This window comes from Nonomuraea rosea (genome assembly GCF_039539705.1).
In the GTDB taxonomy this organism is placed as follows: Bacteria; Actinomycetota; Actinomycetes; order Streptosporangiales; family Streptosporangiaceae; genus Nonomuraea; species Nonomuraea rosea.
On sequence record NZ_BAABDQ010000067.1, the window covers coordinates 17234 to 35006 of the forward strand.

Genomic DNA, 17773 nt, shown 5'->3' on the forward strand with positions numbered 1-17773 from the left:
ATTTCCGCAGGCCGTCGTACAGGGCGGGCTAGATGAGTTTCAGCAAGCCGTCGTACAGGGTCTGGCGCTCTTCCGGCGTCAGCACCCCGTACGGCGCCGCGGCCCGCAGGTTCGTCCGCGTCTCGATCCTGGCGCGCTGCGGCCCGGCACGCAGGCCGACGATGGCGGCGGCCGACAGGCCCTCCGCCTGCCAGGCCGCGGCGTGCGCGTCGGCGCGGTGGTGGCGCAGCGCGGCGAGCCGGTTGAACAGCAGCAGCCCCGGCGCCGCGCCCGCCGGCTCGTAGGGCGGCGTGACGAGCTCGAACGCGCCGCCCGGCAGGCGCTCGGCCCCGTCGAGCACCCGGCCCGCCAGTCCGGCCAGGCCCGGCAGGTCGTGGCCCGGCCAGACGCGTTCGGTCGTGGCGGCGTGCAGGGCGTAGAGGGCGTCGACGAACGTCCTGCCCTTGGCCGTCAGGCGCAGCCTCCCGTCGCCGTCCGCTTCGAGGGCGCCTTCGCGTAGATGGTCGCGCAGGTCGGCGTCGCGTCCCGGCACGTCGCCGTAGCGGTAGATCGTGGCCAGCGCGGGCCTGGTCAGCGGGCGTAGCGGGAGGGTGAAGCGCAGGTCGGACAGGAGGCCCGGGGTCAGGCCCGACGTGACGGCGAGGTCGGTGGCCGCTCTGAGGGCGGCGGCGTGCACGTTGACGTGGGCCGCGTCGATGACCGGGGCGATCGCCGCCGCATATTCCGACAGGTCCTGAAATTTAGGCATCGGGGGCGATTATGCCGGTTATCCGTAGCGGACCCGCAGCGAATCATCACCTCCGGACTTCAGGGTGGGGTCAACCGCTCGGCGCCCGGCGGTGTTCTCCCACCGTCTTCTCGCTCAGCCCTCCCATTCGCCCTCCCGTTCGCCCTCCCCTTCGTCATGTCTGGAGTCCCCATGACTGCCCGCCGCTGGGTGGCTCTGCCTGTTCTGCTGGCCGCGGTCTTCGTGACCACGCTCGACTTCTTCGTGGCCAACCTGGCTGTGCCGTCGATCCGCGCCGACCTGCGCGCGGACGACGCCGGCGTCCAGCTCGTGATCGCCGGATACGGGCTGGCCTACGCCGCCGGTCTGATCGTGGCCGGGCGGCTCGGCGACCTCTACGGGCATCGCCGGGTGTTCGCGCTCGGGCTGGCCCTGTTCACGCTGGCCTCGGCGGGGTGCGGGCTGGCGTACGACATCGGGGTGCTGGTGGCGGCGCGGGTCGCGCAGGGCGCGGCGGCGGCGCTGCTCGCGCCGCAGGTCCTCACCCTGCTCGGCGCGTTGTACCAGGGGGCCGACCGGGCCAGGGCGTTCGGCTGGTACGGGGCCGCCGTCGGCCTGGCCGGGGTGAGCGGCCAGGTGGCGGGCGGGCTGCTGGTGGCGGCCGATCCGCTGGGGCTGGGCTGGCGGGCCTGCTTCCTGGTCAACGTGCCCGCCGGGGTGGCGGCACTGGCGCTGATCGGGCGGCTGCTGCCCCGTACCGGCAGGTCGGGCACGCGGCGGGACCTCGACCTGGTGGGGGCGGCGCTGGTCGCGGCCGGTCTCGCGGTCGTCGTGCTGACGCTGGTCGAGGGGCGGGAGCAGGGCTGGCCGCCGTGGACGTGGTGGTGCCTGGCCGCGTCGGGACCGATCCTGGGCGCGTTCGTACGACGGCAGCGGCGGCTGGCGGCCGACGGGCGGGTGCCGTTGCTGGATCTGGCGGTGTTCGGGGAGAAGGGGTTCGCGGGCGGGCTGGTGGCGGTGGCGCTGCTGTTCGGGACGTCGGCGGGGCTGTCGTTCGTGCTCGCCCTCTACGCGCAGGAAGGGCTCGGGCTCGGGCCGCTCGCCGCCGGGGTCATGTGCACCGCGCTGAACGCCGGGTTCCTGGTGGCTTCGCTGCGTCCCCGGCCGATGGGGGCTCCGGCGTTGCTGCTGGGGCTCGTGCTCCTGTACTGCGGGGTGGCGTGGGGCTGGGGGCCGTACGGGGTGGCGGCGGCCCTGCTGGTGACGGGGGCCGGGATGGGCTGGCTGATGTCGCCGCTGATCTCGTCGGTCCTGTCAGCCGTACGCGCTGAGCGAGCCGGAGCCGCGGCCGGGGTGCTCGGGACCGTGCAGGAGACCGGCGGGGTGCTGGGCGGGACGTTGACCGGAGCCGCGTTCTTCGGCGCGCTGGACGGCGGGTGGGACGCCGCCGCGCAGGCCGGGATCGTGGTGCTGATCGTGGGTGCGGGCGGCGTGCTGGCCCACTCCGCCCTGCGGCTCCGGCGTGACGCGGCAGCCTCGGCGGTGGCGAGGTTTCACGTGAAGCAGGAGTGCCCAGCCGACCGCCCGTAAGGCGTGGAATGCTATGCCCATGGCGCCGCCGTTCCGCTTAGCCCGCACCGCGGTTTTCGCCGTGGTCTGCCTGGGGCTCGGCGTGGCGGCGCACCTGCTCGCCGGTGCCACCGTCGCTCCCCCGGTCGCGCTGGGCGGCCTGGGGCTGGCGTTCGCGGCGGCGTTCCCGCTGTCGGGGCGTGAGCGTCCGCTGGCGGTGATCCTTTCGCTGCTCGCCGCGCTGCAGGTGGTCATGCACCTGCTGTTCTCGCTGTCCCACGCCACCTCTCCGCACCAGCTGGCCGGCCACCTGCACTCCGGTCTGATGCCCAGCGCGGGCATGCTCGTGGCCCACGGCTGGGCCATCGTGCTGACCGCGCTCTGGCTGGCGCGCGGCGAGGCCGCGCTCTGGGGGCTGCTGCGCCGCCTGGCCATCCGGCTGCTGGTCATCTGGCTGCCGCTCCTCACCACACCTTTTTCCACACCCCTGTGGACGGCGGAGCCGCGCGTGCTCCGCCCGGCCGTGCTGCGGCACGTCGTCAGCAGGAGGGGCCCTCCGCCGGTCGTCGCCGCCTGACCTGCGGGTCCAGGCAAGACGCTTCCCTCCATCTCGATGACCCCCGCGCCCGGCAGGGCCTGTTTCGGCATGCCGGGCGGAGAAAGGCCTTCCCGTGTTCTCTCGTCATGCCCTCATGCTCACCGCTGCGATGGTGGTGGCTCTGGCCGGTTGCGGCGGCTCCCCCACCTCCACTACTGCGGCGGTCCCGTCGCCCGCTCCTTCAGCCGCTGGGCTGTCCATCACCGACCCCTGGGTGAAGACCACCAAGAAGGGGATGACCGCCGCGTTCGGCACGCTGGTCAACGACGGCGACACCGCGGTGACCATCGTGTCCGGCGCGACGCCCCTCTCGCCGATGGTCGAGCTGCACGAGGTGGTCGAGTCCGGCGGCAAGATGGTCATGCGGCCGAAGGCGGGCGGCTTCGTCGTCCCGCCGCACGGCACGCACCAGCTCCAGCCGGGCGGCGACCACATCATGCTGATGGGGGTCGCGCAGGCGGTGCGGCCCGGGGCCAGGATCTCGTTCACGCTCCAGGTCAAGGACGGCAAGCCGTTCGAGTTCACCGCCGTCGGCAAGGACTTCGCCGGTGGCGAGGAGGACTACCAGCCGGGGCACAAGTGATCAGCCGCAGAGGGCTGTTCGCCGGGGGCGCCGCCACTGCGGCCGGCGCCCTCGCACGCCGCGACACCCCGCAGCCGAGCAGCACCCTGGTCGAGCCGTTTCATGGCGCGCACCAGGCCGGCGTGGCCACGGCGGCACAGGCGTACGCGGTGTTCCTCGGGTTCGACCTGCTGCCCGGCACGCGCAAGGAGGCGATCGTCCGGCTGCTCCAGCTGCTCACCGACGACGCGGCCCGGCTCACCCAGGGGCGGCCCGCCCTGGCCGACACCGAGCCTGAGCTGGCGGTGACCCCGGCCAGGCTGACGATCACGTTCGGGTTCGGCCCTGGGCTGTTCAAGGCGGCCAAGGCGGACTCGCCGGTGGCCGGGCTGCCCGCGTTCGCCACGGACAAGCTGGACAAGCGGTGGAGCGGCGGCGATCTGCTCGTACAGGTGTGCGCGGAGGACAGCCTGACGGTCGCGCACGCCGTACGCATGATCGTGAAGGACGCGCGGTCCTTCACGCGGGTGCGGTGGACCCAGCGCGGGTTCCGCGGGCAGACGGCGGGCAAGACGCAGCGCAACCTGATGGGCCAGGTGGACGGCACGGTCAATCCGACGGACCTGGACAGTGCCGTGTGGATCGGCCAGGCCGGCCCCGCCTGGCTGCGCGGCGGCACCACCATGGTGCTGCGCAGGATCCGCATGCAGCTGGAGACCTGGGACGCCGCCGATCGGGTGGCCAGGGAGTTCACGATCGGCCGCCGGCTGGACACCGGGGCGCCGCTGACCGGCCGGGCCGAGCACGACGAACCCGACTACAACCGCCTGAACCGGATCGGTTTCCCGGTCATCTCGGAGTTCGCGCACATCAGGCGGGCGCACGTGTCGGATCCGGCCCGGCGGATCCTGCGCCGCCCGTACAACTACGACGAGGGTCTCGCCCGGGACGGCACGTCGGACTCCGGGCTGCTGTTCGCCTCCTACCAGGCCGACATCGCCCGGCAGTTCGTGCCCGTCCAACGCAGTTTGGCCGAGGGCGACCTGCTCAACGAGTGGACGACCGCGATCGGCTCCGCCGTCTTCGCCCTGCCGCCGGGATGCGCGCCCGGCGGGTGGATCGGTGAGGGCCTGCTGTCCTGAACGCCCCCGCGCCGAGCGGACCGGTCAGCCGTACCGGCCGCTCGGCGCGGGACGCAGGGCGGCGGCGAGGTCGCCGGCGAGCGCCGGGATCTCGCCGGGGCTCAGGGACGACACGGTGAGGCGCAGCGCGGGCGGCGTACTGACGCGGTTGCGTGCGCCCGGCGCGGCGGCCCAGCCGCGGGCGAGCAGGCCGGTGATCGCGCTGGCCTCGTCCGCGACCGGGACCCACACGTTGAGCCCGCTGCGGCCGTGCGCGGGGACGCCGCGCTCGGCCAGCGCCGCCACCAGGCCGTCCCTGCGCATCCTGTACGCGGCCCCGACCTCGGCCCGGTCGACCGCTTCCGTCCGCCACAGGTGGGCGACGGCGCGTTGCAGCAGATGGCTGACCCAGCCCGAGGCCAGCCGCTGGCGGCCGCGCAGCCGCCCGAGCGTGACCGGGTCGCCGGTGATCAGGGCCAGGCGCAGGTCGGGCCCGAGGTCCTTGGCCGTCGAGCGGGTGTGGATCCAGCTCTCGGTCACGCCCGCCAGCGGATGGGCGGGAACGTCCACGAAACCCGCGCCGTGGTCGTCCTCGATGAACAGCACCTCAGGACGGGCGGCCAGCTCCGCGCGCAGCGCCCGCGCCCGCTCTGCGGTGATGGCGGCGCCGGTCGGGTTCTGCGCGCGGGAGGTGATCACCACGGCACGCACGCCTGTCCGCAGCGCCCGCCCGAGCTCGTCGGGTAGCGGCCCGTCGTCGTCGATCCGCACCGGCACCGGGCGCAGCCGCAGGGCGGCGACCAGGTCGAGCAGCGCCGTCCAGCCCGGGTCCTCCACCGCGATCGCGTCGCCCGGCCGTAGATAGGCGGCCAGCACGCGCTCCACCGCGTCCAAGGTGCCCGAGGTGATCGCCAGCGGCCCCGGGGCGATCCCGTCGGCCCGCAGCCGCGCGCCGGCCAGGTCGAGCAGCTCTTCGTCGTCGTCCGTGCCGTACATGGCGGGCCGCTCCGCATGCGCCCTGGCCGCCGCCGCCAGCGCCTCGTGCAGGGGCGGGAGCAGGGCGGGGTCCGGGTTGCCCTTGGCCAGGTCGCGCACCCCCGGCGGCACCTCGACGCGGATCTCCTCGCGGGACGTGCTGGCCGGACGTGCCCTGACCCGGGTCCCGCGCCGCCCAGCCGTCTCCACGATGCCGCGCTCACGCAGCAGCCGGTACGCCGCCGCCGCCGTGTTGGGGCTGACCCGCGCCTGCGTCGCCGCCTCGCGGACCGGGGGCAGCGACGCGCCGGGCGGCAGCCTGCCTCCCGACACCGCCGACTCGACCTCGGCCGCAATCTCGCTGGCAGTGCTACCGGCGATCAGGTATGTTTCTGGCACAATTTCCATTATGTACTAATACAAAGGGAGTGGCAAATGCTGATCCATCCTTGGGACGCGGCCCGGGACGAGCACGAATGGCGGGACTGGCTGCGTACCCGCGATTTCGGCCAGCTCGCGGCGAACGGCGTGAACGGCGGCCCGCCGGTCGTGGTGCCCACGCATTTCCTGTTCGACGGCGACCGGATCCTGCTGCACCTCGCCAGGCCGAACCCGATCTGGGCGGCGGTGGAGGCCGCCCCGCGGGTCGTGGTGAGCGTGTACGACGACTACGCCTACATCCCCTCGGGATGGCGCTCCGACGTTCCCGAGAACGGCGTGCCGACCAGCTATTACGCATCGGTGCAGCTCACCTGCGAGGCCCACGTCGTGGACGACAAGGAAGGTAAGGCGGAGATCCTGCGCAGGCAGCTGGCCCACCACGAGCCCGAGGGCGGGTACGGGGAGGTCGCCGCCGACGCGGGGCCGTACCACCGGAATCTGTCGGCCATCCGGGGGCTGCGGCTGGACGTGGTGGGGGTGCGGGCCAAGTTCAAGTACGACGACCGGCGACCGGTCGAGTTCCGCGAGCGGATCTCCGCCGGGCTCGCCGAGCGGGACCTTCCGGGGGACGCGAGCGCCAGGACGCAGCAGCGCCGGCGGATGCATTTCAGTTGAGGCTGAAATGACCAGTCAAGACGGTGGACGTTAGGATGTTCCACATGACTGCGCAGGACGGCCCCGATCGCGAGCAGGTGCTCGCCTGGGTCGAGCGGGTGGCGACGTTCGTCTCCGAGGAGTGGGGGCTCGCCCCGATCACCGGTCGCGTCCTGGGCTGGCTGATGGCCTGCGACCCGCCTGAGCAGACCGCCGGCGAGATCGCGGAGGCCATCGGCGCCAGCCGCGCCTCGCTGACGACGAACATGCACCTGCTGACGTCCATCCGGCTGATCCGCAGGTTCCGCAAGGCCGGCGAGCGGAACGTCTACTACCAGATCGAGGACGACGCCTGGTCCAAGGTCATCCGGCAGAAGCTCGCCGCGTTCACCGCGTTCGACGAGCTGGCGGCGGAGGGCCTGCGGCTCGGCTGGGGCGATGAGGCGCACACCGCGCGCATCCGCTCGGCCAGGACCTCCATCGCCGCCCTGGCCAACGTGCTCGACCAGGCCGCCGGCAGCCACGGCCCCGGAGACTCGATGTCCGATCGTCACTAGTCGGACCGGCCGCGCACCGGGAAGAGTGGGCGCATGCTCGCAGACGACGACGCCTACTCCGTGCTCAGGAGCCGTGACGGCCGTTTCGACGGCCGGTTCTTCGTCGCCGTCGTGACCACCGGTGTCTACTGCCGCCCGAGCTGCCCGGCCGCCCTGCCCAAGCGGGAGAACGTCCGCTTCTACCCCTCCTCCGCCGCCGCGCTGGAGGCGGGGTTCCGCGCCTGCAAGCGCTGCCGTCCCGACACCACCCCCGGCTCCCCCGAGTGGGACGTGCGCGCGGACGTCGCCGGTCGCGCCATGCGGCTGATCGCCGACGGTCTCGTGGACCGCGAAGGGGTCGCGGGCCTGGCCGCCCGGCTCGGCTACAGCGAGCGCCAGCTCCGCCGCCAGCTCGTCGCCGACCTGGGCGCGGGCCCGCAGGCACTGGCCAGGGCGCAGCGAGCGGCCAACGCCAGAACGCTCCTGGAGACCACCGACCTGCCGGCCGGCGAGATCGCGTTCGCGGCGGGGTTCGCCACGATCCGGCAGTTCAACGACACCTTGCGCCAGGTGTACGGCACGACGCCCACCGCGCTGCGCGGCTCCCGCCACACTCGCCGCTCTCCCGGGACGTTGTGCCTGCGCCTCACGTACCGGCCGCCTCTGGAGGCGGCCCGTCTGTTCGGGTTCCTCGCCGCACGCGCGGTCCCCGGGCTGGAGGAGGCGGGCGACGGCCGTTACCGCCGGGTCCTGGCGCTTCCGCACGGTCTGGGCGTCGTGGCGCTGCGGCCTGCTCATGGGTACGTGTCCTGCGAGCTGCGCCTGGAGGACCTGAAGGACCTCTCGGCGGCGGTGGGCCGGTGCCGACGGCTGCTCGACCTGGACGCCGATCCCCGGGACGTGGCCGACCGCCTCGGCCGGGACCCGGTGCTCGGGCCCGTGGTGGCGGCCGCTCCCGGCCTGCGGGTGCCCGGTCACGTGGATCCGGCCGAGATGGCGGTACGCGCGATCGCCCGGGAGGAGACCGCCGGCGGCCGGGCCCTGCTCGCCGGGCTGGTCCAGCGGTACGGCACGCCGTTGAGCGCGCCTGTGGACGGGCTCACCCACGCCTTCCCCCGCATGGAGGTCCTGGCCGAGGCGGACGTGCCCGCGCCAGTCGCCGCGCTGGCCGAAGCGGTTTCGGCCGGCCGGCTCGACCTGGGTTTCGGGGCCGGCCGTGAGCAGGCCGGACGTGAGCTGCTGGCGGTGCCGGGCGTCGATGCGGAGGTGGCGGGGCGGGTCCGGCTGCGGGCGCTCGGCGATCCCGACGTCTTCCTGCCCTCTGACCCGGCTGTGCGGGACGGGCTGAGCCGCCTCGGGCTGACGGTTGAGGACGCGCGACGGTGGCGGCCGTGGCGCTCGTACGCGATGAGCCACCTGACCGCGATCCGCCCCTAAGACGCGCGGAACCCCGCGCCTCCCCTGAGACGCCCGGCACCCCCCGCCCGCCCCTGAAACGCGCGCCCGCACTCCGAGGCGCGCCCCCTTCCGTTAAGGAACCCCTTTGTCCATCTACCTGTCCCTGCTCAGGACCAGGCGTGACTTCCGTCGCCTGTGGCTGGGCGCGTCCGTGTCCGTGATGGGCGACAGCATGACGTTCATCGCCCTGTCCTGGCTCGTCCTGGACCAACGGGACGGCACCGCGAAACTGGGTGTGCTGGCGGTCTGCTACACCGCTCCGGTGCTGGTCGGCGGCCTGGTCGCGGGCCCGCTGCTCGACCGGTTCGACAAGCGGGCGGCCCTGATCGCCGACAGCGTCCTGCGCGGCCTCGCCGTGGCGTCCGTCCCGCTCACGGCCGTGGCCGGTGGCGTGCCGTCGTGGCTGCCCTTCCTCGTCGCGGCACTCTACGGCCTGCTGAAGATGGTCCCGATGGCCGCCGTTCCCGCCGCCATCCCGGACCTCGTCGCCCCCGGCGAACGCGACGCCGCCAACGCCCTCGAATCCGTGAGCTACTCCCTGTCGGGGATCATCGGCTTCACCCTCGCCGCCCCGCTGCTCGGTGCCGTGGGCCCGGCGACGCTGCTGGCCGTGGACGCCGTCACCTACGCGTGCTTCGCGATCGCCGTGACCCTGATCCGCAGCCCGCTGCGCCCGCACGAGAGGCCACATTCGCCCGCCCCCTCGCGAACGGTCTTTCGCGACAAGGTCCTCATCGGCACGACGCTGGCCTTCATGGCCTTCAACATCGCCGAAGGCGCGATGACCATGGTGGTGGCTCCCTGGCTGGCCAAGGAGCAGCTTCCGGGCGACGGCGCCGCGCTGTCCCTGCTCATGGCCGCGCTGTCGGCCGGTGAGCTGCTGGGCGGGTTCGCGGCGGGAGCGTGGCGGCCCAGGATCGGCCGGCTGGCCGCCATCGCCGTGGTCGAGCTGGTGGCGGCGGCCGGTTTCCTGGCGGTGCTCGGCAGCCCTCATCTGGTCCCGGTGGCCGTGGGCTTCCTGATCATCGGCGCCTTCAGCGCACCCATGACGGTCTGGGCGCAGTCGCTGCGCATGGAACGCATCCCGCCGTCCCAGCGCGGCCGCGTCTTCGGCGTCTTCCGTACGATGATGCAAGCCACTCCGCCGATCGGCGCCGCCCTCATCACCCCGATGCTGGTGACCGGCGACCTGACGGAAGCGGTGATCCTGATGACCGCGCTGGCCGCTCTCCCCGCCCTCGCCCTCTTCCTGCTGCGCGAATCCCCCATCTCTGAGCAGACCCCCCAGCCCGAGCTGCGGCCGGCCGGCGACCCTTGACCCACAACCTGTGGATAACCGGCCCCTCCTGTGGATAACCCCTCCACCGGATCGGCCCATACCAGGCGCCGCGGTCACCCTCCGCAGGCACCTGGCCGACCGCCGCCCACCACCCTCGAACAGGCCCTGAACTGGGACTTCACCCTGCTGGTCGGCGATCGGGGAGCCGCCGCGTCACGGCGTGAGACCATCCCGTCGCGACGTGGTATCACTACGTGAGAAATCGTCACCAGCCTGTGGACGAAGCGGGCGCATTCCGCGCCCTGGATCACCAGTTCCAGTACGAGCGGGCCTCCGACTGCCAGCTCTTCGGGTAGTACTGCTGGATCTTGAACGCCATGCCGCGCCCGCGCGCGATGTACTGGTCGCGCTCCAGTCTCCTGGCGATCGGCTTGCCCGGGCTGCCCTGGTTGTCCCACCAGGACTCCCACTGCTTGATGCACGTCTGCGCGCCCAGATAGCGGTTGGAGCAGGCGGCGGGCGGCGTCCAGATCTGGGTGTGGCCGAAGTCGACGACCTTCCCCGAGGACTCCTCGGTGATCGTCCCCCATGCCTTCAGGCAGTATCCCGCCGCGGGAATGTCCCACTTCACGTAGTGCTGACGGCCGGACGTGGCGAGCGTCCGCAGATTTCCGCACTTGGCGTCACCGATCTGCTCCTTGGTGACCCTGACCGAGTAGTAGGTGCCGTTGTCCCGCCAGCCGTCCAGCATGAGCCAGCCGCCGTCGTGCACGAACTTCTCCGCGTACGACGGCGGCCACTTCTTCGGGTCGCCCCAGCTGATCTCCGAGGTCGTCGCCGACAACGGCTTCCACGTCCACTGACCGGCGGCCTGCCCGTCCGCCCAGTGCTGGCCGGCGCTGCGCGCCGCGAACTGGGAGTACTGGCCGTAGTTCTCCGCGGCCTGCGCGGGGCCGGTCATCCCCGCGAGCACCGTCACCATCGCCGCTCCCGACACGAGAACGGGCCGCAAGCTGGTCTTTTTCCTCATCACGGCAGGCACGTTACCCACGCCTGCCGGACGAGCCCGCTCAGATCAAGAAACTTGGAAACGTACCCGGCGGAGCTACTTCTTCTCCTCCATGACGACGGTGGCGGTCTCGGTCTTGCCGTCCCTCAGGTAGGCGATCTCCACCCGCTGCCCCACCTTGAAGCCGCGCACCTGGCCCACGACCGTGTCGCCGCCCTGGACCGCCGTGTCGCCGACCTTGGTGATCAGGTCACCCTGCTTCAGCCCCGCCTTCTCGGCCGGGCTGCCCGCGGTCACCTGGCGGATCAGCGCGCCGGGCACGTCGCCCGTGGCGTCGGTGACGCTCACCCCGAGGAAGGCATGGCTCACCTTGCCGCTGCTGATGAGCTGGTCGGACACCTGCTTGGCGGTGTTCACCGGGATGGCGAAGCCGAGGTTGACGCCGTCCGCGGCGATCGCGCTGTTGATGCCGATCAGCTCGCCGGCCGCGTTCACCAGGGCGCCGCCGGAGTTGCCGGGGTTGATCGCCGCGTCGGTCTGGATCATGCCGCCGATCGTGGTCGTCTCGGCCTGCTCCTGTTGCTGCTGCCCCTGGTTGCCCCAGCCCGGCGGGAGCTGCTGCTCGCTCTGGTTGCCCCCCGCGGTCACCGTACGGTCGAGCGCGCTGACGATGCCCGAGGTCACCGTGCCGTCGAGGCCGAGCGGGCTGCCGATGGCCAGCACGTCGTCACCGACCTTGAGCTGGTCGCTGTCGCCCAGCGTGACCTTGGCCAGGTCCGACACGCCCTCGGCCTTGATGACGGCGAGGTCGGTGGCCGGGTCGGTGCCCACCACGGTGGCCTTGGCGGTCTTGCCGTCGTTGAACTTCACCGTCAGCCCGCCGCTCTGCCCCTGCACGACGTGGTTGTTGGTGAGGATCAGCCCGTCCGCCGACAGCACGACGCCCGAGCCCTCTGCGGTCTGCCCCTGGATCATCACGACCGAGGGCTGCACCTTCTCCGCCACCTGAGCGACCGTGAGCTGGTCGGCCGCCGTGCGGAAGACCGGGCTCGCGGCGCTCGTGGTGGTAACGACAGGAGACGGGCTGTTGGCGCCGGCGATGTAGGCCCCCATGGCTCCGCCGCCGAGCGCCGCCGCCGACAAGGCGGCCACCGCCGCGATCGCCAGCCCCGCGATGGCCTTTCTTGTGAGCGTCAGACCTCGCCTGGCCGGCGGCGGAGGCGGGGGCAGCGTGGGCGGAAGCGCGCCCGGCCGGGTGAAACCGCCCACGGAGGGCGGCCGCTCGCCGAATTGGCTCCAACCGCCGGCATTCTGCTCGCGAGGCTCGTTCGCGTCCATGTCATCTCCTAGATCCCGATGACACAAGAGTGCTGAAAGGCAGGTAAATCCCGGCTAAGCCCCAGGTTGCGCCGGCTGGAAACCCCTGACACCGGCCTTATCACCGCTGGCTGTGGTCGATCATGGCCGCCGAAAATAAATTTCCCTTCCTACAGCGGGTGCTCCAGCCAGTGCCGCATGCGCTGTCGGCACCACGCGTTATCGGGCGGGTGGGCCGTAGGTCGCGGTCAGCAGGTCGCGGGCGAAGCCTTGGGGGTCGTGCAGCCCGGTGGCCGCCAGGGTGCGGGGGGCGTGGGCGAGCAGGTGCGGGAGCGCGCCGTGCAGGGCGAGCGTCACGGCGGTCGCGCGTTCGGGCGTGACCGGCAGCCCCGCCGCCCGTTGGGCCTGCTCGAAGGCGGCGAAATCGGCGGCCGCGATGCCGTCCACGATGGCGGCCAGCCAGGGCAGCCGGGCCGCCTCGGCCTGCAGCTCCAGGTAGGCCAGCAGCCGCGTACGGCCGGCGCCCGCGACGTCGGCCAGCAGCGCGCCCATCAGCGCCACCAGGCTCTCCCGATCGGCGGGCACCGGCCTGGGGACCTCGTCGTACAGCTCGACGCACCGCTCGGCCGCTGCGCGCAGCACGGCCTGCCGGGTCGGGAAGTAGTTCTTGGCCGTCCCGGGTGGCACGGCGGCGGCCGTGTCGACGGCGCGGTGCGTCAGCCCGCGCCCGCCCTGGTCGGCCAGCACCTCGATGGCCGCGTCCTGCAGCCGTTGCCGCCGGTCCTGATTGCGCACGAAGGCAATGCTACCGTAAGTGTGGTACCACAGTTGTGGTGGTTAAGGTCGAGGAGGGGAACGTCGTGGCCGGATCGGCGGTAGTGGTGGGCGCGGGCGTGGGCGGGCTGGCGACGGCGATCGGGCTGCGCCGGGCGGGCTGGCGGGTGACGATCCTCGATCGGCGGGCCGAGCTGGAGCGGTACGGCACGGCGTTCGGCATCCATCCCACCGCACAGGCCGCGCTCGACCGCCTCGGCGTCGGTGACGCCTTTCGCGCGCGGGCGGTGCCGTACCGCGACGGGCGCATCCGCACGCCGGACGGGCGCGTGCTGGCGAGCCTCCCGCTGGAGCGCATCGAGCGCAGAGCGGGCCGGCCCGAGCTGCTGATCTCACGTCCCTACCTGCTCGACGTGCTGCAAGCGGCGCTGGACGTGCCGGTGACCTACCTGGAGAACGTCTCGGACGCCACCTCCCTGGCCGGCGCGCACGACCTGGTGGTCGGCGCCGACGGCATCAACAGCGCCGTACGGGCCACGCTGTTCGGCAGCCGCGGCGAGGTCCGGCGCGTCGGCACCGTCACCTGGATCGGCGTCGCCGACTTCGAGTCGGCGGTGCACGGCGAGACCTGGGGCCGCGGGCGCTTCTTCGGCCTGACCCCGATCGAGCCAGGCCGCACCAATTGGTACGCCGCGGTGCCCGAGGCGACCGACGCCGGCGACCTGCGCGCGCTCTTCGCGGGATGGCACGACCCGATCCCGCGCATCCTGTCCGGGACCGACCCCGATTCGTGGATCCGGTACGAGATGCGGCACCTGTTCCCGGCCCTGCCGACGTTCGTCCACGGCGGCAAGGTCGCCCTGGTCGGTGACGCCGCCCACGCCATGACGCCGAACCTCGGGCAGGGCGCCTGCACGGCGATCCTCGACGCGGAGGCGCTCACCCGCGCCGTCGCCCGCCACGGCGTGTCCGGCCTGCCGCCGGCCCTGCGCGCCTACGACGCCGAGCGCCGCCGCAGCGCCCAGCGGGTCGCGTTCGGCTCGCGTACCCTGCACCGCTTCGTCCGCACCGAGCGCTCCGGGCTGCGTGACTCGCTCGTCCGCCTGCTTCCGTCCTGAGCGATCGGGCCCCGCACGGCGGCAAACGATAAATTACTATCGTTTCCAGAAAGGTCGGCAGTCGATCCCTCTCCAGGAGATGACATGAGCGATCCCATGACGTTGCCCCTGCACATGCGGCGCACCATGTTCGATCCCGATCCTGAGCTCATGACGGCGCGCGACGAGGAAGGCGTCCGGCAGGTTCGTACGGCGTTCGGCATCGACGCCTGGCTGGTCACCCGCTACGCCGACGTGCGCGAGGTGCTCGGGGACGCCGAGCGGTTCAGCAACGCCCGCGGGATCGGCATCCAATTCCCCGGCATGCCGCAGGCCAGCGTGGAGCAGCGCAAGAAGATGCGGGCGGGCAACCTGCTGACGTTCGACCCGCCCGAGCACACGCGGCTGCGCCGGATGCTGACGCCGGAGTTCACCATGCGCAGGATGCGCCGGCTGGAGCCGCGTATCCACGACATCGTCACCGATCACCTCGACGCCATGGAGCGCACCGGGCCGCCGGCCGACCTGGTCACGGCCTTCGCCCTGCCGATCCCGTCCCTGGTGATCAGCGAGCTGCTCGGCGTCCCGTACGAGGACAGGGACGACTTCCAGCGGCGTACCAACCGGCTGCTGGACATCTCCCAGCCGCCGGAAGTGCGGCTCGCGGCGCAGCTGGAGTCCCGCGCGTACATGACCGAACTGGTCGGCCGCACCAGGGCCGAGCCCGGCGACGACATGCTGGGCATGCTCGTCCGCGAGCACGGCCACGACCTGTCGACCGACGAGCTGAGCGGCGTCGCCAACCTGCTGCTGCTGGCCGGCCACGAGACCACCTCGAACATGCTCGGCCTCGGCACCCTCACCCTCCTGCGCCATCCCGACCAGCTCGACCTGCTCAGGAAGGAGCCCGAGCGGATCGGCGCCGCGGTGGAGGAGCTGATGCGCTGGCTCAGCATCATCCACTCGGGCATGTCCAAGGTCACCACCACCGAGGTCGAGCTGTCGGGCACGCGCATCCCCGCGGGCGAGGTGCTGGTCTGCTCGCTGCCGGCGGCGAACCGCGACCCGGAGTTCATCCAGAACCCCGAACGCTTCGACATCGGCCGCGGCGATCTGGGGCACCTCGCGTTCGGCCACGGCGTGCACCACTGCCTGGGCGCGCCCCTGGCCAGGATGGAGATGCGGATCGCCTTCCCCGCCCTGTTCGAGCGCTTCCCGGGCCTGCGCGAGACGGAGACCCCGGCGGAGTTCCGTTCCTTCCACATCGTGTACGGCCTGACCAGCTTCCCGGTGACCTGGTGACTACCGTGCGCCCTTGCCTGCGGGGAGCCGGCTGCTAGCGTTCAGCCTGTGCACGAGCAGCGACAGAGAGCCGACGCGCTGCGCAATGCCGACAAAATCATCCGGGCCGCGATCGCCGTCTTGCGCGAGAGCGGCCCCGAGGTTTCCCTTGACGAGATCGCCCGGCACGCGGGGATCGGGATCGCCACCGTCTACCGGCGGTTCGGCGACCGCGACGGGGTGATCAGGGCGGCCTTCCAGACGTACTTCGCCGAAGAGGTCGAACCGCTCGTGCTCGCCACGAGCGGCGCCACCGACGCGGGCCGCGCGCTGGCCGAGGCGCTCAGCGGGACGGTCGACACCCTGGTCACCCACCACGGGCTGCTGAAGGCGGCCAGGGAGTCGGGCGCGTTCACGGTGGACATCGCCGAGCGCTTCATCGGGCCGCTCGGCATCGTGCTGGACAGGGCTCAACGACACGGCCAGGTACGCGCCGACCTGGTCGTCAGGGATCTGGCGGCGATCCTGGTCATGGTGCTGGCCACCGTGCATCCGTCGGACCCCGGCCACGACGACTCCCGCCGCTACCTGGCCCTGCTGCTGTCGGGCCTGCGCCCGTCGGCCGACGAGCTGCCCCCGCCCTCCGCCCACCGGCTGCGTCCGGGCGGCGCGCCCGCGCAGGGCCCGCCCTGGCCGGCCTGAAGCTGCGCGGGGCCGGGTGAGCCCTGGAGTGCCCAGACCTCGGTCAGGGCCGCTACTCCCCGGTGAGGCCGTCCACCGACTCCCGGATGAGGTCGGCATGACCGTTGTGCCGGGAGTATTCCTCGATCATGTGGACCAGGATCCAGCGCAGACTGGGCGCCCGGCCGTCGGCCCACGTGCGCCGGGCGAGCTGGTCCAGGCCCCCGTCGGCCAGCGCCTTGTCGACCAGATCGCGGGAGCGGGCCACGGTGTCCCGCCAGAGCGTGCGGAGCTGCTCGGGCGAGTCGCCGGCCGCCGAGTGCCAGTCCCAGTCGGGGTCCGCGGCCCAGTCCACCGTGTCCCACGGGGGCTGGCGGTCCTGCCCGTGCAGGAAGTGCGAGAACCAGTGGTCCTCGACGTAGGACAGGTGCTTGAGCATCCCGCCCAGGGTCAGCGACGAGCCGCCGACCGTCGCCGCCAGCCCGGCCGCGTCCAGTCCCGCGCTCTTCCACTCCAGGGTCGCGCGATGGAACTCCAGGAAGCCCAGGAGCGTGGCGGTCTCGTCGGCGGAAACGGGCGGCTCGGGACGGCCCTGCTCGTCTAGGTCGGTCATGGACGGTGAGTCTAGAGGCCCTACCGGTAACCTCAGCCGATCGTGAAAACCCGGCACTCCATCCGGACACGCAAAAGCGCGCGCCCTCGAAAGGGCGCGCGCTTCCAGGTGTTCCCGGTCAGGCGGCGTAGTGGGGGTAGCCGTAGCCGACGACCTGCGAGGTCGGACGGACCCGCTGCTCGACCTTGCCGTTGCCGGTGTTGCCCTCGATCGTGGAGATCGTGCCGTCGCCGTTGTCCTTGACCACGAAGCCGACGTGGTTGATGGCGCTCAGGCTCTTGCTGCCGCTCCACGAGAAGAAGACCACGGCGCCGGGCTTGGCCTCGGTGCCCCAGCGGTCGTTGGCGGCGAACCACTTCGCGTGCGCGACGGTGTAGGCGTCCCAGCCGACCTGCGGACGGGCGCCGCTCTCCTCGCCGACCCACGAGACGAACATCGAGCACCAGGCGGCGTTCAGGTAGTCCTGCCTGCTGCCGCCGTCACGCTGGGCGGTCTCGGCGCCACGCTGCGAACCGGCGTACCACTGCTGGAACTTGGTGCCGCCACCGGCGGCGTTCTCGGACGTGCCGACCTGGGCCTTGGCCAGGCTCAGCACCTGCTGGGCGGTGACGTTCACCTTGGCCTCGTGGCCCTTGGCGGCGCGCTGCTCGGGCCCGCCATTGGCCTGTACGGCCTGGGTCTCGGCGCTGTGCTGCGCGGAGGCGTACACGGCGGCGTTGGCGCCCAGGGCGGCGGCGACGACGGTCGCGCCGAGCGCGATCTTGGCGATCTTCGGGGCGTTGATGAAACGGTGCTCAGCCATCAGGCGATCTACTCCTTGCTTCCATACCGCTTACCGGGTTAGCTGACGGATTCGGGCGTGGAAGCTGCCCTACGGCACGTTGACGTGCCGATTCACCCCGTTGAGACATGGGTCCCCGGTTCCGCGCACAGGCGGATTCAGCGGTCACAGGCGATTTCCCTGTGATGCGTGTGATGGGTGTGACGTCCGCAGACTGCGTGACGTCGGTAGCGCGGTCCGGTGTAGATACTCGCTGCGATGGCTGCGGCCTCGGCTCCGCGTACGGGATGTACAACAAGCCCCTGACCTGGGTAATTCCCAGGTCACGAAATTTCCACGCCAGGCACTCAGAACGCCGCG

Annotated in this window: 18 protein-coding genes and 1 riboswitch; of the genes, 11 read left to right on the forward strand and 7 right to left on the reverse strand. The window is 72.2% G+C overall.

Annotated elements, in window-relative coordinates; genetic code table 11:
• Window positions 1-28 precede the first annotated feature (28 nt).
• Window positions 29-748, reverse strand: coding sequence for a hypothetical protein (locus tag ABEA43_RS64345; RefSeq protein ID WP_345579624.1), 720 nt, complete (start codon window positions 746-748; stop codon window positions 29-31).
• Window positions 749-919: 171 nt separating this feature from the next.
• Here ABEA43_RS64345 and ABEA43_RS64350 point away from each other — a divergent pair, with 171 nt between their 5' ends.
• From ABEA43_RS64350 to ABEA43_RS64365, 4 genes are all read left to right on the forward strand, one after another.
• Entirely contained in the window at window positions 920-2317 is a 1398-nt protein-coding gene (locus ABEA43_RS64350; protein WP_345579627.1) for an MFS transporter, read from the forward strand.
• A gap of 19 nt (window positions 2318-2336) precedes the next feature.
• Window positions 2337-2873 (forward strand): MFS transporter, encoded by a 537-nt coding sequence (locus ABEA43_RS64355; RefSeq protein WP_345579630.1) that lies wholly within the window; start codon window positions 2337-2339, stop codon window positions 2871-2873.
• 115 nt (window positions 2874-2988) lie between these two features.
• Window positions 2989-3477, forward strand: a complete 489-nt coding sequence (locus ABEA43_RS64360) for a copper chaperone PCu(A)C (protein WP_345579633.1) — start codon at window positions 2989-2991, stop codon at window positions 3475-3477.
• Window positions 3474-4598, forward strand: coding sequence for a Dyp-type peroxidase (locus ABEA43_RS64365; RefSeq protein WP_345579636.1), 1125 nt, complete (start codon window positions 3474-3476; stop codon window positions 4596-4598). The genes ABEA43_RS64360 and ABEA43_RS64365 overlap by 4 nt, the downstream gene beginning before the upstream one ends.
• Before the next feature lie 24 nt (window positions 4599-4622).
• Here the strand turns inward: ABEA43_RS64365 and ABEA43_RS64370 are convergent, their stop codons facing one another.
• A complete protein-coding gene (locus ABEA43_RS64370; RefSeq protein ID WP_345579639.1) occupies window positions 4623-5951 on the reverse strand; it encodes an aminotransferase class I/II-fold pyridoxal phosphate-dependent enzyme in 1329 nt (442 codons plus the stop codon).
• Window positions 5952-5987: 36 nt separating this feature from the next.
• On the opposite strand from ABEA43_RS64370, the gene ABEA43_RS64375 reads away from it, so the two are divergent.
• The 4 genes from ABEA43_RS64375 to ABEA43_RS64390 all read left to right on the forward strand — a co-directional run bounded on the left by ABEA43_RS64375 (window position 5988) and on the right by ABEA43_RS64390 (window position 9899).
• Entirely contained in the window at window positions 5988-6608 is a 621-nt protein-coding gene (locus tag ABEA43_RS64375) for an FMN-binding negative transcriptional regulator (protein ID WP_345579642.1), read from the forward strand.
• Between the two features lie 44 nt (window positions 6609-6652).
• Window positions 6653-7144, forward strand: coding sequence for a GbsR/MarR family transcriptional regulator (locus tag ABEA43_RS64380; protein WP_345579645.1), 492 nt, complete (start codon window positions 6653-6655; stop codon window positions 7142-7144).
• A 33-nt stretch (window positions 7145-7177) separates the two neighbouring features.
• Window positions 7178-8560 carry a DNA-3-methyladenine glycosylase 2 family protein gene (locus ABEA43_RS64385; protein WP_345579648.1) on the forward strand — a complete coding sequence of 461 codons (1383 nt, stop codon included), beginning with the start codon at window positions 7178-7180 and terminating at the stop codon, window positions 8558-8560.
• A 106-nt stretch (window positions 8561-8666) separates the two neighbouring features.
• Window positions 8667-9899, forward strand: a complete 1233-nt coding sequence (locus ABEA43_RS64390) for an MFS transporter (protein WP_345579651.1) — start codon at window positions 8667-8669, stop codon at window positions 9897-9899.
• A 268-nt stretch (window positions 9900-10167) separates the two neighbouring features.
• On the opposite strand, the gene ABEA43_RS64395 is transcribed toward ABEA43_RS64390, so the two are convergent.
• The 3 genes from ABEA43_RS64395 to ABEA43_RS64405 form a co-directional block, all read right to left on the reverse strand.
• Window positions 10168-10893 carry a hypothetical protein gene (locus ABEA43_RS64395; RefSeq protein WP_345579654.1) on the reverse strand — a complete coding sequence of 242 codons (726 nt, stop codon included), beginning with the start codon at window positions 10891-10893 and terminating at the stop codon, window positions 10168-10170.
• 72 nt (window positions 10894-10965) lie between these two features.
• The gene (locus ABEA43_RS64400) at window positions 10966-12207 is read right to left on the reverse strand and encodes a S1C family serine protease (RefSeq protein ID WP_345579657.1); all 1242 of its coding nucleotides are present in this window, start codon (window positions 12205-12207) and stop codon (window positions 10966-10968) included.
• Between the two features lie 198 nt (window positions 12208-12405).
• Window positions 12406-12981 carry a TetR/AcrR family transcriptional regulator gene (locus ABEA43_RS64405; protein WP_345579660.1) on the reverse strand — a complete coding sequence of 192 codons (576 nt, stop codon included), beginning with the start codon at window positions 12979-12981 and terminating at the stop codon, window positions 12406-12408.
• Window positions 12982-13019: 38 nt separating this feature from the next.
• Here ABEA43_RS64405 and ABEA43_RS64410 point away from each other — a divergent pair, with 38 nt between their 5' ends.
• From ABEA43_RS64410 to ABEA43_RS64420, 3 genes are all read left to right on the forward strand, one after another.
• Window positions 13020-14078 carry an FAD-dependent oxidoreductase gene (locus ABEA43_RS64410; RefSeq protein WP_345579663.1) on the forward strand — a complete coding sequence of 353 codons (1059 nt, stop codon included), beginning with the start codon at window positions 13020-13022 and terminating at the stop codon, window positions 14076-14078.
• Window positions 14079-14162: 84 nt separating this feature from the next.
• Window positions 14163-15359 carry a cytochrome P450 gene (locus ABEA43_RS64415; RefSeq protein ID WP_345579666.1) on the forward strand — a complete coding sequence of 399 codons (1197 nt, stop codon included), beginning with the start codon at window positions 14163-14165 and terminating at the stop codon, window positions 15357-15359.
• A gap of 48 nt (window positions 15360-15407) precedes the next feature.
• Window positions 15408-16040, forward strand: a complete 633-nt coding sequence (locus tag ABEA43_RS64420; protein ID WP_345579669.1) for a TetR/AcrR family transcriptional regulator — start codon at window positions 15408-15410, stop codon at window positions 16038-16040.
• Window positions 16041-16092: 52 nt separating this feature from the next.
• Here the strand turns inward: ABEA43_RS64420 and ABEA43_RS64425 are convergent, their stop codons facing one another.
• The gene (locus tag ABEA43_RS64425) at window positions 16093-16632 is read right to left on the reverse strand and encodes a DinB family protein (protein ID WP_345579672.1); all 540 of its coding nucleotides are present in this window, start codon (window positions 16630-16632) and stop codon (window positions 16093-16095) included.
• Window positions 16633-16750: 118 nt separating this feature from the next.
• Complete coding sequence (locus tag ABEA43_RS64430; RefSeq protein ID WP_345579675.1) at window positions 16751-17434, reverse strand: CHAP domain-containing protein; 684 nt, start codon at window positions 17432-17434, stop codon at window positions 16751-16753.
• 12 nt (window positions 17435-17446) lie between these two features.
• Window positions 17447-17587, reverse strand: a riboswitch (cyclic di-AMP (ydaO/yuaA leader).
• Window positions 17588-17773: the final 186 nt, after the last annotated feature.

What these genes read in the sequence shown, in the direction of transcription:
- ABEA43_RS64345 (WP_345579624.1), bottom strand. Translation starts at nt 748, where the DNA reads ATGCCTAAATTTCAGGACCTGTCGGAATATGCGGCGGCGATCGCCCCG.
- ABEA43_RS64350 (WP_345579627.1), top strand. Translation starts at nt 920, where the DNA reads ATGACTGCCCGCCGCTGGGTGGCTCTGCCTGTTCTGCTGGCCGCGGTC.
- ABEA43_RS64355 (WP_345579630.1), top strand. Translation starts at nt 2,337, where the DNA reads ATGGCGCCGCCGTTCCGCTTAGCCCGCACCGCGGTTTTCGCCGTGGTC.
- ABEA43_RS64360 (WP_345579633.1), top strand. Translation starts at nt 2,989, where the DNA reads ATGCTCACCGCTGCGATGGTGGTGGCTCTGGCCGGTTGCGGCGGCTCC.
- ABEA43_RS64375 (WP_345579642.1), top strand. Translation starts at nt 5,988, where the DNA reads ATGCTGATCCATCCTTGGGACGCGGCCCGGGACGAGCACGAATGGCGG.
- ABEA43_RS64380 (WP_345579645.1), top strand. Translation starts at nt 6,653, where the DNA reads ATGACTGCGCAGGACGGCCCCGATCGCGAGCAGGTGCTCGCCTGGGTC.
- ABEA43_RS64385 (WP_345579648.1), top strand. Translation starts at nt 7,178, where the DNA reads ATGCTCGCAGACGACGACGCCTACTCCGTGCTCAGGAGCCGTGACGGC.
- ABEA43_RS64400 (WP_345579657.1), bottom strand. Translation starts at nt 12,207, where the DNA reads ATGGACGCGAACGAGCCTCGCGAGCAGAATGCCGGCGGTTGGAGCCAA.
- ABEA43_RS64415 (WP_345579666.1), top strand. Translation starts at nt 14,163, where the DNA reads ATGAGCGATCCCATGACGTTGCCCCTGCACATGCGGCGCACCATGTTC.
- ABEA43_RS64425 (WP_345579672.1), bottom strand. Translation starts at nt 16,632, where the DNA reads ATGACCGACCTAGACGAGCAGGGCCGTCCCGAGCCGCCCGTTTCCGCC.
- ABEA43_RS64430 (WP_345579675.1), bottom strand. Translation starts at nt 17,434, where the DNA reads ATGGCTGAGCACCGTTTCATCAACGCCCCGAAGATCGCCAAGATCGCG.